Source organism: Gordonia zhenghanii (genome assembly GCF_021738965.1).
GTDB classification, from domain to species: domain Bacteria; phylum Actinomycetota; class Actinomycetes; order Mycobacteriales; family Mycobacteriaceae; genus Gordonia; species Gordonia zhenghanii.
On record NZ_JAKKOQ010000014.1, the window covers coordinates 55,282 to 68,879 of the forward strand.

Here is a 13,598-nt window from a genome sequence, read left to right on the forward strand (position 1 = left end):
CCGAAGGGCTCGACCAGCGACGGATGGGCTCGACCAGCAGTGGACGAGCTCCACCAGCGGCAGTCAGTTACCGCGCCGGATCCACTCGTCGAGGTCGCCTGCCTCGGCGCCGACGGTGGTCTCGTCGCCGTGGCCGGTGCAGACGCGGGTGTCGTCGTCGAGAACCAGGACGCGGTCCCGGATCGACGCGATGATGTCGTCGAAACTCGAGAACGACCGGCCAGTGGCGCCCGGGCCGCCCTGGAACAGGGTGTCGCCGGAGAACAGCACCTTGGCCGACGGCGACCAGAGCACGCACGATCCGGGCGAATGGCCGGGCGTGTTGATCACCTCGAGGCTCTCGCCGCCCACCTCGATGACCTGCCCGTCGGAGAGGTCGTCGTGCGGCACACCCGAATGGGTCTGCTCCCACAGCATCTCGTCGGCGGGGTGCAACAGGATCGGCGCACCGGTGGCTTCGGCGAGTTCCGGTGCGACGCCGATGTGGTCGTTGTGCGCGTGCGTCAGCACGATCGCGACCACCTTGCGGCCGTCGACTGCGGCGAGGATCGGCGCGGCGTCGTGTGCAGCGTCGATGATCACGGCTTCGGAGTCGTCGCCGACCACCCAGATGTTGTTGTCGACGTCCCAGGTGCCGCCGTCGAGGGAGAAGGTTCCGGAGGTGACGACTCGGTCGATGCGCAGTGTCACAGCTGGACCACCGATCGCAAGACTGTGCCTGCCTCCATCGACTCGAACGCCTCGTTGACGCCGTCGATGCCGATCCGCTCGGACACGAACTTCTCCAGCGGCAGACGACCCTGCAAGTGCAGGTCGACGAGCATCGGGAAGTCGCGTTCGGGCAGGCAGTCGCCGTACCACGACGACTTCAACGCGCCGCCCTGGCTGAAGAAGTCGACCAGCGGCATCTCCAGGCGCATCTCCGGCGTCGGGACGCCGACGAGGACCACGATGCCGGCGAGGTCACGTGCATAGAACGCGGTCTTGTACGTCTCCGGGCGGCCGACGGCGTCGATCACGACGTCTGCGCCGTTGCCGTCGGTGAGTTCCTTGACCGCTTCGGCGACGTCCTCGGTCTTCGACGCGTCGATCGTGTGCGTCGCGCCGAGTTCGGTTGCCCACGCGAACTTTCCGGGATCGCGGTCGACGGCGATGATCGTCGTCGCACCTGCGAGGCGAGCGCCCGCGATGGCGGCGTCGCCCACTCCGCCGCAGCCGATGACGGCGACCGAATCGCCGCGCGACACCTGGCCGGTGTTCATCGCTGCGCCGAGCCCCGCCATGACGCCGCAGCCCAACAGGCAGGCGACGGCCGGGTCGGCCGACGGATCGACCTTGGTGCACTGACCCTCGTGGACCAGAGTCTTCTCGGCGAACGCACCGATGCCGAGCGCCGGCGTCAGTTCGGTGCCGTCGGTGAGCGTCATCGGCACGCTCGCGTTGTGGGTGTCGAAGCAGTACCAGGGCTTGCCCTTACGGCAGGCGCGGCACTCGCCGCACACCGCACGCCAGTTCAGGACGACGAAGTCGCCGACCTCGACATGCGACACGGCGTCGCCGACGGACTCGACGACGCCTGCCGCCTCATGTCCCAATAGGAACGGGTACTCGTCGTTGATTCCGCCGCTCGCGTAGGCGAGGTCGGTGTGGCAGACGCCGCAGGTCTGCACTTTGACGACCACGTCGTGCGCCCCTGGATCGGGGATCACGACGTCGACGAGTTCGGTCGGCGCGTTCTTGGTTCGGGAGACGACTCCCTTGACCACCTCGGACACTCCGGGCTCCTATTCAGTTCGATGCATAGCTGACCCTGTCGATGGTAGGTCAGTTACGCCGTCGACCTACTTCAAAGCGGCGATCAACTCAGCCTTGTTCATCGTCGAATATCCCTTGACGCCCTTGGCCTTCGCTTCGGCCTTGAGCTGAGCGACGGTCTTCGAGCCGCCAGTCGCGGGCTTGGCTGCCGGCTTCGCGGCAGGCTTCGGCGCCGGGGTCGCGGCGGCCGGCTTGGCAGCAACGGGCTTGGCCGCAGCAGGCTTGGCCGGGGCGGCCTTCTTCACGGCGGCCGGCTTCTTCGGTGCGGCAGGCTTGCTCGCAGCAGGCTTGCTCGCCGCAGCCTTCTTGGGCGCATCAGCCTTCTTCGACGCCTCAGCCTTCTTGGGTGCCTCAGCCTTCTTGGGTGCGTCGGCCTTCTTGGTCGCGTTGCCCTTCTTGGACCCGCCCTTAGTCACCGCAGCGACGATCTCGGCGCCCGGCTCGTCCTTCTTGGCGAGCGGCGAGTAGGCGATGACGAGGTCACGCAGAGCCATCACCTCGTTCGTGAGGCGCTTGACCTCGTCTTCAAGGCGTTTGATCAAGTTCTTCTTGGCAGTCATCGGCAGATCCCCTCCGAAGATGTCGTGGCGCCTACCGGCGGTTCCGAGCAGGCTCGTCACTCACCCTACGACGCCGATCCCTCCGTCGCGGCACCCGACGCGTTGTTGATGTCAATTCCGGTCACGTGCTGCACCTGCAGTTCTTCGTCCAGAACGACGAGATCCGCGCGACGCCCGACCGTCAGGAGACCGATGTCGCTGCGGCCCAGGACGCGCGCGGGCGTCGTCGAGCACATGGCCGACGCCGCGAGCAGGGCGTCGTCGCGCGTCATGGGATCCGGTTCGGCGACGAGCCCGGCGACGGTCCTGACGAACAGCGCGTCCATCGTCGCGGTGCTCCCCGCGATGGCATCGTTGCTGCGTAGACGTGCCACGCCGTCCGCGACGTACACGTCGAGGGAGCCGAGCACGTAGTCGCCGTCGGCCATTCCCGCCGCGACCATCGCATCGGTCACCAAGGACGTGCGCGCCGAACCGACGGTCCGCTGCACGTCGGCGACGAGCGCTGGATGAAGGTGCACGCCGTCGCCGATGAGTTCGACGACGACGCGTGGATCCTCGGTGAGCGCCAGAACCGGCCCCGGCTCGCGGTGGCCGAGTGGAGCCATCGCGTTGAACAGGTGAGTCGCGACACGTGCCCCCCGATCGAGCGCCGCACGGGTCTGGGCGTACGTGGCGTCGGTGTGTCCGACGGCCACGAGAACTCCCGCGGCAACCAACCGGTCGACGGCGTCGAGCGCTCCCGGCAGTTCCGGCGCGATCGTCACCATGACGATGGTCCCGTCGGCGATCTCGAGCAGTCGATCGATCTCGGCGAGATCGGGTGCGCGCAAACGATCCGGCGCGTGGGCTCCGCATCGCGAGTGCGCGATCCATGGTCCCTCCAAGTGGATGCCCGCACTGACGCCGTCACGGACCAACGGTGCGAGACGTGCGACGATCCCCGCCAGTTCGTCAGGGCTCGCGCTGACCGTGCTCGTGACGGTCGTCGTGGTGCCGTGCGCGCGGTGGAACGCTGCGGCGGCACGTACTTGGTCGGGGTCCCCGTCGGTGTACGACGCTCCCCCACCCCCGTGCACGTGCTGATCGACGAACCCGGGCACCACTGTGCCGCTGGGGAACTCGAGATCAGGAGCGGACGGCGGAGCACCCGACCCGACGTGGTCGATCGTCCCGTCGCGGATCGCGAGCCATCCCGGCCGGTGAACCACGCCGTCGCCGACAACGGCCCCGGCACTGACGATCATCTACAGGGTCTCCGTCACCTTGCGCAGGCCGCGCGGAGTGTCCGGGTCCTCCCCGCGCGCGACGGACAGGTGCAGGGCCATCAGCTGGAACGGGATGATCTCGAGCAGCGGCGACAGGTCCTCGGGTGCGTCCGGGATCGCGACGCCGCCGGCCAGTCCGGCGATCGACGACGCGGCGCCCACACCGAAGATGTCCGCGCCACGCTCCACGAGGCGTTCGATGACGGGGGCCATCGCGTCGCCTCCGCGGCCGGCCGGAAGCACCGCGAGCACCGGCACCTGCGGGTCGACGGTCGCGAGCGGACCGTGAAACAGATCGGCCCCCGAGAACGCCTGAGCCGTCAGATACGACGTCTCCATGAGTTTCAGCGCTGCCTCGCGCGCCGTCGGGTACGAGTAGCCGCGGCCCGTGGTGAGCAGACGCTGCGCGTATCGGTACTTCTGCGCGGCGCCTGCCAACGCGTCGCTGGACTCGAGAACCTGGTCGCCGAGATCCGGGAGTGCGTCGGCGGCCGACGAGTCGGCCCCGCGCCACGCGGCGATCACCAGATACAGGGCGAGCAGTTCGGACGTGTAGCTCTTGGTCGCCGCGACCGACTTCTCCGCACCGGCGCGCACGTCGACGTGGAGCTCGGCCGCATCCGACAGGGGCGACGCGCCGTTGTTGGTGATCGCCAACGTCAACGCGCCCTGCGCCCGACCCACCTCGACGGACTTCACGAGATCGGGCGAGCCGCCGGACTGCGAGACCGCGATCAGCAGTACGTCACGCAGATCCGGTCGCGCTCCGTAGACGGTCACCGCCGACGGCGACACCATGCCCGCCGGCATCTGCAGACCGATCTCGACGAGGTACTTCGCGTACAGCGCGGCGTGATCACTGGTCCCGCGCGCGACGAACTGGACGAAACGCGGTGCGCGAGAGGCGATGACGTCGCCGATCTCGGCGCAGGCCGCGCGAGCCGCGAGAAGATCGCGCCAGGCCGCGGGCTGCTCGGCGATCTCCGCCGCCATCAGATGTCCGGGTTGGCGAGCGTTCACGGTCATGAGAGTCCTTCGCGGCGAGGGCGGACGTGTCGCCTCGACCATATCGACGATCAACGCGATCCACAGGCGGAAGACGCGTTCGTCCGTTCAGTCCAATTTCCCGTCGTACCGACACAGACCTGCGCAAATAGGCGATAGATGGACAAGAGAATCAAGCTCGGACGAGGAGCGTCATGACTTACCCACCAGGCATGCCCGACCAGCCGTACGGCTACGGACCGGACGCGGCGACCGTCGCCTTCAACACCGAGCGTCGAAAGAGTCGCCGACGGATGACCCTGGTGCTGTCGGCGATCGTCGCCGTCCTCGTCGTCGTGGTCGGCCTCGGTGCGGTGAAGCTGTATCAGGACAAGACCGGGAACATTCTGATTCCGGCCTTGAGTCTGCGGGCGGCCGACGATCCGGGCCCGGACCCGTTCACCGACTCCGTGGTCCTCAGCAACCGGGTCGCCCCGGCGAACATCGCGCCGCGCGGCACCGACGACCACGGCGTTCGAGCGGTCAGCGGCACCGCGCCCGGCCTCTACGGGACCATGGGCGGCGCATCGTGCGACACGGCTGCCCTCGGCAACTCCCTGGCCAATGATCCGGCCGCGGGCGCCGCGTGGGCCAGCGTCTTCGGCATCCGACGCTCCGACGTCCCGTGGTACCTCAACACCCTCACGCCCGTGGTGCTGACCGCCGACACGTGGGTGACGAACCACGCCTACCGCAGCGGGGTGGCTCAGCCCTTCCAGTCAGTGCTCCAGCGCGGGACCGCCGTCTACGTCGACGGTGCAGGCGTCCCTCGCGCGGTGTGCACCTGCGGCAACCCGCTGCTGCCGCCTGCTGCCGCGCCGGTCGGCGGATACCGGGTCGTCGGACACCCGTGGCCGACCTACCGGACGACGAACATCGAACGCGTCTCCTACACCGTGAACAACACGACGGTGAACAACACGAGGGTCGTCAACACCCCCGCTCCGCTGACGGAGCTGACCGTCCTCGACCTGCTGCGCGGCGTCAACGTCGTCACCGCGATCGGGAACACCCTGAACGATCTCGGTCCGGCGCCCGCGGGCATGAACCTGCCCGACCCGATGGCGAGCAACGGCCCGCCGTCCTTCACCGGACAGGCCGCGGCCGACAACGGTCTACGTGACGGCAGCACCGAGCCCGCGGAAGCGGTCGTCCAGCAGGCGGAGGACAACGGCGGCACTCCGGCCGTCGTGAGCCCCGGAACCGACGGAAGCACTCAGGCCGACGCGCCCGGCGGTTCCTCGACCACGCCCGAGGGCGCGGACAGTTCCACGGCCGCCTCGACGCCGACACCGACGGACTTCGGTACGTCGACCGGCGACGCCATCGGCTCGCTGACGTTCCGTTCGGGCGATCAGAGCGTGACCTGCACCCTGCCGTCGACGTTCGCCGCCGCCGAGGTCGGCAGCGACTGCACGGACGGGAGTGCCCGCTCGTTCGTGGCGGCCGGTCTGCTCTCCGACGCCGTCACGACTGCGGTCCACGCATCACCGGACCGCGTGTGGACGCTCGACACCACCAGCGGTCAGACGCTGACCGTGACGAGCGCGACGTGGCAGACCTTGGTTCCGGAGAGCACCGAGACCTCGGAGCCCGCCACCGAGACGACCACGCCGACCACCACCACGACCGAAGAGCCGACCATCACCGAGGAGTCGACGTCGGAGGAGACCGTGGCGACGACCGAGACCACAGAGCCGGAGTCGGGCGTCGCGCCCGCCGAGTGACCTGGACAACAGGCCTTTGAGACGATTGGTGATTGCCGTCTCAAAAGCCTTGACCTGGGCACACACCGAGGTGAGAGTCGGTAGGAGACATACTCCTATCGACTCTCCGGAGGCACACCGTGAGCACGACTGCCACGTCTTGGCTGGTTCCCGTCCGCCACCCGTCACCCGACGACCTCGAGTTGTGGCTGGAGAAGAAAGCGGCGCGCGGCGAGGTCCTCACCACGGTCGACGCCTGGAGCCCGCTGCGAATGAAGTTCGAGAAGGGCGAGGCCGGTCGTTTCCGGTACGCGCTCGAGCGTCGCGATGCACCGGTGCCTGCGCTCTACTTCACTGCGCGTGAGGACATGGGCTGGGAACGTGTCGGCAGCTTGTCGAACATCCACGTGTGGCGGCGCGCGTACAGCGCCGAGCGACCGGCCGGATTCATCGGCAACGACCTCGGGCGGCGCGCCGCCCTCGTCGGCATCGGGTTGACCGTCGTCGCCGCCATCGCGTTGATCGGAGCGATCGCGCTCGGTGTCGTCGCCGGTCTCGCCGACTTCTCGGCGGCAGACGACTTCTGGATTCCTGCCGCGGTACTCGGCGCGATCGCAGTCGTCGCCGGAGTCGTCGCACTGGTCATCGGAGTGTCGCGCCACTCCGCTGCTTCCGCGGAACCGACTACTCACCAGCCGGCGGCCCACACCGAACGCGAACTCATCGGCTCCTGAGGGCCAGTCGGACTCGCGGCGGCACTCAGGGCGTGAAGAACCGCGCCGTCTGATCCTGGTCGCCGGTCAGGTACGCGGGGTCGGGGACGTCCCACACCACGCGGAACACGTACTCGACGGCGACCGCGGCAGCATCGACATGTCGGCGATCGAAGCCGAGGACGATGGTGTCGTCGCCGTGGACCTGCCAACCCTGCGACCGAAGCAGTTCGGTGCGCGCGACCCGGTCGGTTCCGGGTGCCGCGAGCCTGGCCGCCTCGACGACGAGTTCGAGGGTGTCGTCTGCTGTCGCGACGGCTTCGGCGTGCGCCGTCGCGACGTGATCATCGGACACCATGTCGTAAACGGTGAACCGATGGCCGACGCCAAGGTCGGCCAGATAGTCGGCGAGCCTGATTCGGAAGTCCCGCCATCGGGAGTCGAGTTCGGCGTCGTACGCGGACTCGTCGAATCCGTTGACGTCTTCGGTGATCGGATCTGTCACAACACACTCCCGCGTCGGCGAACGTGGCTTGTGCCGTCAACCGTAGTCTCACCCGATCCGCCACGGGCGGAATCAGCGCAGCTTGTCGTGCCTGCAGCCGTTTCACTATGCGCAACTGTCGATTTCGCCGCGAACGTGACCCATCTGTGGGTACGGTTTGTTCACCCAAAGAGTCGACACTGCGAAGATGCGAGGCTCCGGGAACATTACGAGACTCGGGCGACCTGCCTAGGCGGTCATAGTGCTGCGGCTGGCGTCCAACAGGGAGAACGCGACCATGAGAATCAAAAGCGCCGCCTTACTGACCGCCGCAGTCCTCGCGACGACTGCCGTCGCTGGCTGCACGAAGACCGACTCCGGCGACACCGACACCCTTGCGAGCCTCCGCGACGCCGGTACCGTCACTGTCGCTTACGCCGATGAGGCTCCGTACTCGTTCGACAAGGACGGCGAGGTAACCGGCGCGACGATCGCGCTGCACCGCGAAGTGTTCAAGCGCCTCGGAGTCGACGAGGTGAAGGGCGTCAAGACCGACTGGGCCGGGCTGATCCCGGGTCTGAACGCGAAACGCTACGACCTGGTGAGCGCCGGAATGTCGATCACACCGGAGCGGTGTGATCAGGCCGCGTTCAGCGTCCCCGAGATCAACTACACGACCGCACTCATGGTCAAGCCCGGCAACCCGAAGAATCTGTCGAACATGGAGTCCATCAAGTCGAGTGGCGCACACATGGCCGCTATCACCGGCGCGATCGAGAACAATTACGCCGACGAGCTGTCGATCCCTGATCCGCTACTCGTGAAGGATCAGCAGGCCGGGATCGATGCGGTGACGTCCGGTCGCGCCGACGCCTTCGCCCTCACTGCGGTGTCGTTGAACTACGCGAAGGAGAACAACCCGGGCCTCGACGTCGAGGTGACCAAACCGTTCATCGCCGTGATCAACGGGAAGGAACAGAATCCGGCCGGTGCGACGGTCTTCCGGAAGGAAGACACGGAGCTGCGGGACGCGTACAACGCCGAAGTGAAGAAGATCCTGTCCGACAAGGCCGAGTACATGCGGATCCTGGGACCGTTCGGGTTCACCGAGGAGAACATCCCCGACCCGTCACTGACGACCGAGCAACTGTGCGCAGGCGAGTAACGGGCTCCTCAGACTGGTGAACACCAATATCGACGACCTCGTCGATGCCCTCCCCCGGATCGGGGAGGGCATCGTCGTCACTCTCGAGCTCACCGCGGGCGGCGGCCTACTCGCCTTCGTCCTCGCGATCGCTCTCGGAACCGTTGTGCGCGTGCGGTTTCTGCCGGTCCGGTTCGTCGCGCGGGTCTTGATCGAGTTCTTCCGCGGGACGTCGCTCGTGGTGCAGCTGTTCTGGCTGTTCTACGTGCTGCCGCTGCTCGGCTATCAACTCGACCCGCTGTTCTGCGGCATCCTCGCACTGGGGCTGAACTACGGCGCCTACGGTGCCGAAGTGGTCCGTGGAGCCCTCAACGCGGTGCCCCAAAGTCAGGTCGAGGCGACCATCGCGTTGAACTTCACGCCGTGGCAGCGGCTTCGGCTGGTGATCTTTCCGCAAGCGTGGGCGATGATGGTCCCGTCCCTGGGCAACCTGCTCATTCACCTGCTCAAGGGCACGGCGTTCGCGTCGTTCATCATGTTGCAGGACCTGACGGCACGCATCGTCGAACTGCAGAAGTCGACCGGAGACACCCTGTTCTCCTTCGGCATCGGCCTGCTGATCTACCTGGTCCTGGCCTACATCGTGACGTTGTTCCTCAACCTCGTCGAAGCGAGAGCCAAACACAAGCTGGGTCGTGGACCGTCATTGCGTGAGGTACTGAGCTTCCGTCCCACGACGGACGCCGCCGTGGGAGGTGGCCTGTGATCGACTGGAGTTGGCAGCGCGCCGAAGAGTCGATGCCGATCCTGTGGGACGGCTTCAAGATCACCCTGCTGGCGACGGCGATCGGCTTCCTGGTGGCTGCCGCCCTCGGCCTGCTGATCGCGGTGATCCGCCGCTCGGGTCCACGCTGGCTGTCGATGCCCGTGCACGCGGTGAGCGAGTTCGTACGGTTGACGCCCCTCGTGGTGCAACTGCTGTTCGTGTACGCGCTGTTCCCGCAGTTCTCGGCGCTGTCGATCGGTGTGACCGTGCTCGGTGTCCACTACTCGAGCTACATGGCCGAGGTGTATCGCGCAGGCATCGAGGCGGTGCCCAAAGGCCAGTGGGAAGCGGCGCACGCGTTGTCGTTGCCGCAGTCCCGGACCTGGCGCGCAGTGGTCCTTCCGCAGGTGATGCGAAACAGTCTGCCCGCGCTCGGCAACAACGCCGTCGCCATGTTCAAGGACACCCCCTACCTGTTCACCATCAGCGTCGTCGAGTTGGTGACGGCCGCACAGACCTACGGCGCGTCGCAGTTCGCCTACCTCGAAGCGTTCACCCTAGCCGGCGCCTTCTTCCTGGTGGCCAGCTACCCGACCTCGGTCCTGATCCGACAACTGGAGAAACACCTTGCCTACTGATCTGACCAAGCAGACGCCCGCCGGGCCGGGCGAGATGATCCGATTCGACCACGTGGTCAAGAAGTTCGGCGACCACGTGGTGCTCGACGAACTCGACTTCACCGTCGACCGCGGCGAGAAGGTGACGCTGATCGGCCCCAGCGGATCAGGCAAGACGACGATCCTGCGGCTTCTGATGACCTTGGAGAAGATGACTGAGGGCGACATCCTGGTGGACGGCGAGTCGCTCAACCAGAAGGAGAAGAAGCTGCGCGAGGTGCGCAAGCGCATCGGCATGGTGTTTCAGCAGTTCAACCTTTTCCCGAACATGGACGTCCTCGACAACATCACCGAGGCTCCGGTCCACGTCCTCGGACAGAAGCGGAACAAGGCGCGGACACGGGCGACGGAACTCCTCGAGATGGTCGGCCTCAGCGACAAGGCGCATGCGCATCCCAGCCAATTGTCGGGCGGACAGCAGCAGCGAGTCGCGATCGCTCGATGCCTCGCGATGAATCCGGAAGTGATGCTGCTCGACGAAGTCACGTCCGCACTCGACCCCGAACTCGTCGACGACGTGCTGTCGGTGCTGCGCGACATCGCGAAGAGCACCGACATCACCATGCTGATCGTCACCCACGAGATGCGTTTCGCGCGCGAGGTCTCCGACCGCGTGATGATGTTCGACGCGGGCCGGATCGCCGAGACGGGGCCGCCAGAGCAGATCTTCGAAGATCCGCACAGCGACCGAACCAGGGCGTTCCTCAAGGCTGTCCTCTAGCTCGGCGAGTCTCCGCACGGTCAGGCCGCATCCGCGGACCGCCGCGGCGGGCAACACGAACGAGCCGAGAGCCACGCGACTGCACACCATTCGCACCTTCGGGCCACCCGGCCCGAGGCACGCTTGCCGCCGCAACACCCTTCACGGCAGTTCGGCCCCTCCCCCGGGGCCGCTTACAGGCGAAGTCGCCATGCGCTGCGGCGCGCTATCGAATTGTCAAAGAACCGATCAGGACCTCCAGTCCGGGGACCGCGACCTGATGTGACCCACATTACCGAACGTGTGTTCGATTATCAAGAGGCTTTTCGGGCAATTCGCGCAGATTAGTTGCCGTGCGCCGCCGACCCGTGATGCCGTCCCATGAACGCCACACGTTCGCCAGGAACAGCGAGCAAGCACGACGCAATGCCGACGATTCGGCGTTCCATCGCACCCCACACTGCGTTTCGCCTGCGTCTCGCGCTTGTTTCTAGTCCGTGTCCAATCCCACATTCCAAGAGTGAAGTTTCACGTGATCGTTACACGCGGCTAGAGTTACACGCGGAATCGCCCGGCAGCCGACACGTGTTACACGGGTTCGTCGAGGCCGAGGGACGTCGCAATGGCGGGACGTCGCTCAATTTCGAGTAGAGAGAGTTGCCTATGAGTACCTGGGAACCCCAGCTCCAGGAGATCTTCGACGCCGTCGACCGCCGCAACCCGGGTGAGCCCGAGTTCCAGCAGGCGGTACGCGAGGTCTTCGATTCGCTGAGCCCGGTCGTGGCCAAGCACCCTGAGTACGCCGACGTGCTCACCCGGATGTGCGAACCAGAACGTCAGATCATCTTCCGCGTCCCGTGGACCGATGATCAGGGAAACGTCCAGATCAACCGCGGTTTCCGCGTCGAGTTCAACTCGGCGCTCGGACCATACAAGGGCGGACTGCGTTTCCACCCGTCCGTCAACCTGTCGATCGTCAAGTTCCTCGGCTTCGAGCAGATCTTCAAGAACTCCCTGACCGGCCTGCCCATCGGCGGCGGCAAGGGCGGCTCGGACTTCGACCCCAAGGGCCTGTCCGACCTCGAGATCATGCGCTTCTGCCAGTCGTTCATGACCGAGCTGTACCGCCACATCGGTGAGTACACAGACGTCCCTGCGGGCGACATCGGCGTCGGCGGCCGCGAGATCGGCTACCTGTTCGGCCAGTACAAGCGCATCACCAACCGCTACGAGTCCGGCGTCCTTACCGGCAAGGGCATGTCGTGGGGCGGCTCGCAGGTCCGCCCCGAGGCCACCGGCTACGGCGCCGTGTTCTTCGTCGACGAGATGCTCAAGTCCAAGGGCCAGAGCTTCGACGGCAAGCGCGTCCTCGTCTCCGGTTCGGGCAACGTCGCGACCTACGCGATCGAGAAGATCCACCAGCTCGGCGGCACCGTGATCGGCTGCTCGGACTCGTCCGGCTACGTCATCGACGAGAAGGGCATCGACCTCGAGATCCTCAAGGAGGTCAAGGAGGTCCGACGCGCCCGCCTGTCGGAGTACGTAGAGCTGCGCGGCAACGGCACCAAGGTCGGCACCGAGGGCTCGCTGTGGCAGGTCCCCGCCGACATCGCGTTCCCGTGCGCCACACAGAACGAGCTCGACGAGGCAGACGCGAAGAGCCTCGTGAAGAACGGCTGCACCATCGTCGCCGAGGGCGCCAACATGCCGACCACCCCAGACGCCATCAAGGTCCTGCAGGGTGCAGGCGTCGGTTACGCGCCGGGTAAGGCTGCCAACGCGGGCGGCGTCGCGACCTCGGCCCTGGAGATGCAGCAGAACGCGTCGCGTGACTCGTGGAGCTTCCGTTACGCAGAAGAGCGTCTCAACGCGATCATGCGCGACATCCACAACAACTGCCTGACCACCGCCGACGAGTACGGCGATCCGGGCAACTACGTGACCGGCGCCAACATCGCCGGTTTCGTGAAGGTCGCCGACGCGATGCGTTCGCTGGGCGTCATCTGATCTGAGCTCTCCGCACGTGCGGACTCACGTGGCCGCCGTACCCTCTCAATGGCGCGAGGGACGGCGGCCATCGTCATTTCTGGCCTCGTCGTTTCTGGCTTCATCGTTTCGGGCTTCATCGTTTCGGGGCTCATCGTTCTCAAGCGCATGCTCTGGACCGACCTATTCTCTGCTTCTGCCACACCCGCCACTTGCGTGTCAGCATCGCCTGCCAGGCCGGAGCCGCCTGGCAACCGGCTGACCTGCTCGTACCCGGAATTCTTCGCTTTCGATTTGCTGCTTGGTTGCTACCCTGGTGGAATCAGTGCGGGGAGAAGCTCCACCGACGGCGATTCGTCGGTAGACGAACAGGGGGTTCGGTCATGGGAGGAAACGTTCAACACCGACGGCAAGAGTTGGCGTCGGAGGGTTCCGCGACGGCAGTGCAGGAATCACCGACGCTGCGCGTCGCGATCCTGCAAGTCAGCGTCGTGATCGCAGTAGCCGTCGCCATCGTGCTCGCAGTGGTCGCCGCTCCCGCACAGGCGGCTACCGGCGGCCCAGACGGTCAGCTGATGCATGCCGTGCACCCTGGCACGGCACATGAACGATGACACGGCGAACTGGCTCGGCATCGCGCTCCGTCTGTTCTTCCTGATCGCGACGGTAGTGGCCTTCACGGCCGCAGTGTTCGCGGGGCAGTGAGGTCTCGGCCGGCGGAGGGATGGGTCTCGA

General features: G+C 66.3%; 14 protein-coding genes. 8 read left to right on the plus strand and 6 right to left on the minus strand.

Annotated elements, in window-relative coordinates:
- Positions 1-63: 63 nt before the first annotated feature.
- The 5 genes from L5G32_RS15130 to L5G32_RS15150 form a co-directional block, all read right to left on the minus strand.
- Entirely contained in the window at positions 64-690 is a 627-nt protein-coding gene (locus tag L5G32_RS15130) for an MBL fold metallo-hydrolase (protein WP_237011906.1), read from the minus strand.
- Positions 687-1,775, minus strand: coding sequence for an S-(hydroxymethyl)mycothiol dehydrogenase (locus tag L5G32_RS15135; protein WP_237011907.1), 1,089 nt, complete (start codon positions 1,773-1,775; stop codon positions 687-689). Before L5G32_RS15135 ends, L5G32_RS15130 begins: the two co-directional genes overlap by 4 nt.
- A 66-nt stretch (positions 1,776-1,841) precedes the next feature.
- Positions 1,842-2,375: a Rho termination factor N-terminal domain-containing protein gene (locus L5G32_RS15140; RefSeq protein WP_237011908.1), complete on the minus strand. Its 534-nt coding sequence runs from the start codon at positions 2,373-2,375 to the stop codon at positions 1,842-1,844.
- A gap of 65 nt (positions 2,376-2,440) precedes the next feature.
- Positions 2,441-3,622, minus strand: a complete 1,182-nt coding sequence (locus L5G32_RS15145; protein ID WP_237011909.1) for an N-acetylglucosamine-6-phosphate deacetylase — start codon at positions 3,620-3,622, stop codon at positions 2,441-2,443.
- Complete coding sequence (locus L5G32_RS15150) at positions 3,623-4,636, minus strand: SIS domain-containing protein (RefSeq protein ID WP_237012023.1); 1,014 nt, start codon at positions 4,634-4,636, stop codon at positions 3,623-3,625.
- A gap of 206 nt (positions 4,637-4,842) precedes the next feature.
- Between L5G32_RS15150 and L5G32_RS15155 the strand changes: the two genes are divergently transcribed.
- Both L5G32_RS15155 and L5G32_RS15160 read left to right on the plus strand, forming a co-directional pair.
- Entirely contained in the window at positions 4,843-6,414 is a 1,572-nt protein-coding gene (locus L5G32_RS15155; protein ID WP_237011910.1) for a DUF6777 domain-containing protein, read from the plus strand.
- Positions 6,415-6,533: 119 nt separating this feature from the next.
- Positions 6,534-7,127 carry a DUF2812 domain-containing protein gene (locus tag L5G32_RS15160; protein ID WP_237011911.1) on the plus strand — a complete coding sequence of 198 codons (594 nt, stop codon included), beginning with the start codon at positions 6,534-6,536 and terminating at the stop codon, positions 7,125-7,127.
- A 25-nt stretch (positions 7,128-7,152) separates the two neighbouring features.
- Here the strand turns inward: L5G32_RS15160 and L5G32_RS15165 are convergent, their stop codons facing one another.
- Positions 7,153-7,611 (minus strand): TY-Chap domain-containing protein, encoded by a 459-nt coding sequence (locus L5G32_RS15165; protein ID WP_237011912.1) that lies wholly within the window; start codon positions 7,609-7,611, stop codon positions 7,153-7,155.
- Between the two features lie 277 nt (positions 7,612-7,888).
- Between L5G32_RS15165 and ehuB the strand changes: the two genes are divergently transcribed.
- The 6 genes from ehuB (at position 7,889) to L5G32_RS15195 (ending at position 13,477) form a co-directional block, all read left to right on the plus strand.
- Positions 7,889-8,755 carry an ectoine/hydroxyectoine ABC transporter substrate-binding protein EhuB gene (gene ehuB / locus L5G32_RS15170; RefSeq protein WP_237011913.1) on the plus strand — a complete coding sequence of 289 codons (867 nt, stop codon included), beginning with the start codon at positions 7,889-7,891 and terminating at the stop codon, positions 8,753-8,755.
- Positions 8,756-8,771: 16 nt separating this feature from the next.
- Positions 8,772-9,500, plus strand: coding sequence for an ectoine/hydroxyectoine ABC transporter permease subunit EhuC (gene ehuC / locus L5G32_RS15175; RefSeq protein ID WP_237011914.1), 729 nt, complete (start codon positions 8,772-8,774; stop codon positions 9,498-9,500).
- A 32-nt stretch (positions 9,501-9,532) separates the two neighbouring features.
- Complete coding sequence (gene ehuD, locus L5G32_RS15180; protein ID WP_237012024.1) at positions 9,533-10,138, plus strand: ectoine/hydroxyectoine ABC transporter permease subunit EhuD; 606 nt, start codon at positions 9,533-9,535, stop codon at positions 10,136-10,138.
- 34 nt (positions 10,139-10,172) lie between these two features.
- Positions 10,173-10,898 carry an ectoine/hydroxyectoine ABC transporter ATP-binding protein EhuA gene (gene ehuA / locus L5G32_RS15185; protein WP_237012025.1) on the plus strand — a complete coding sequence of 242 codons (726 nt, stop codon included), beginning with the start codon at positions 10,173-10,175 and terminating at the stop codon, positions 10,896-10,898.
- A gap of 642 nt (positions 10,899-11,540) precedes the next feature.
- Positions 11,541-12,884, plus strand: a complete 1,344-nt coding sequence (gene gdhA, locus L5G32_RS15190; RefSeq protein ID WP_237011915.1) for an NADP-specific glutamate dehydrogenase — start codon at positions 11,541-11,543, stop codon at positions 12,882-12,884.
- 362 nt (positions 12,885-13,246) lie between these two features.
- Complete coding sequence (locus L5G32_RS15195) at positions 13,247-13,477, plus strand: hypothetical protein (RefSeq protein WP_237011916.1); 231 nt, start codon at positions 13,247-13,249, stop codon at positions 13,475-13,477.
- Positions 13,478-13,598 lie beyond the last annotated feature (121 nt).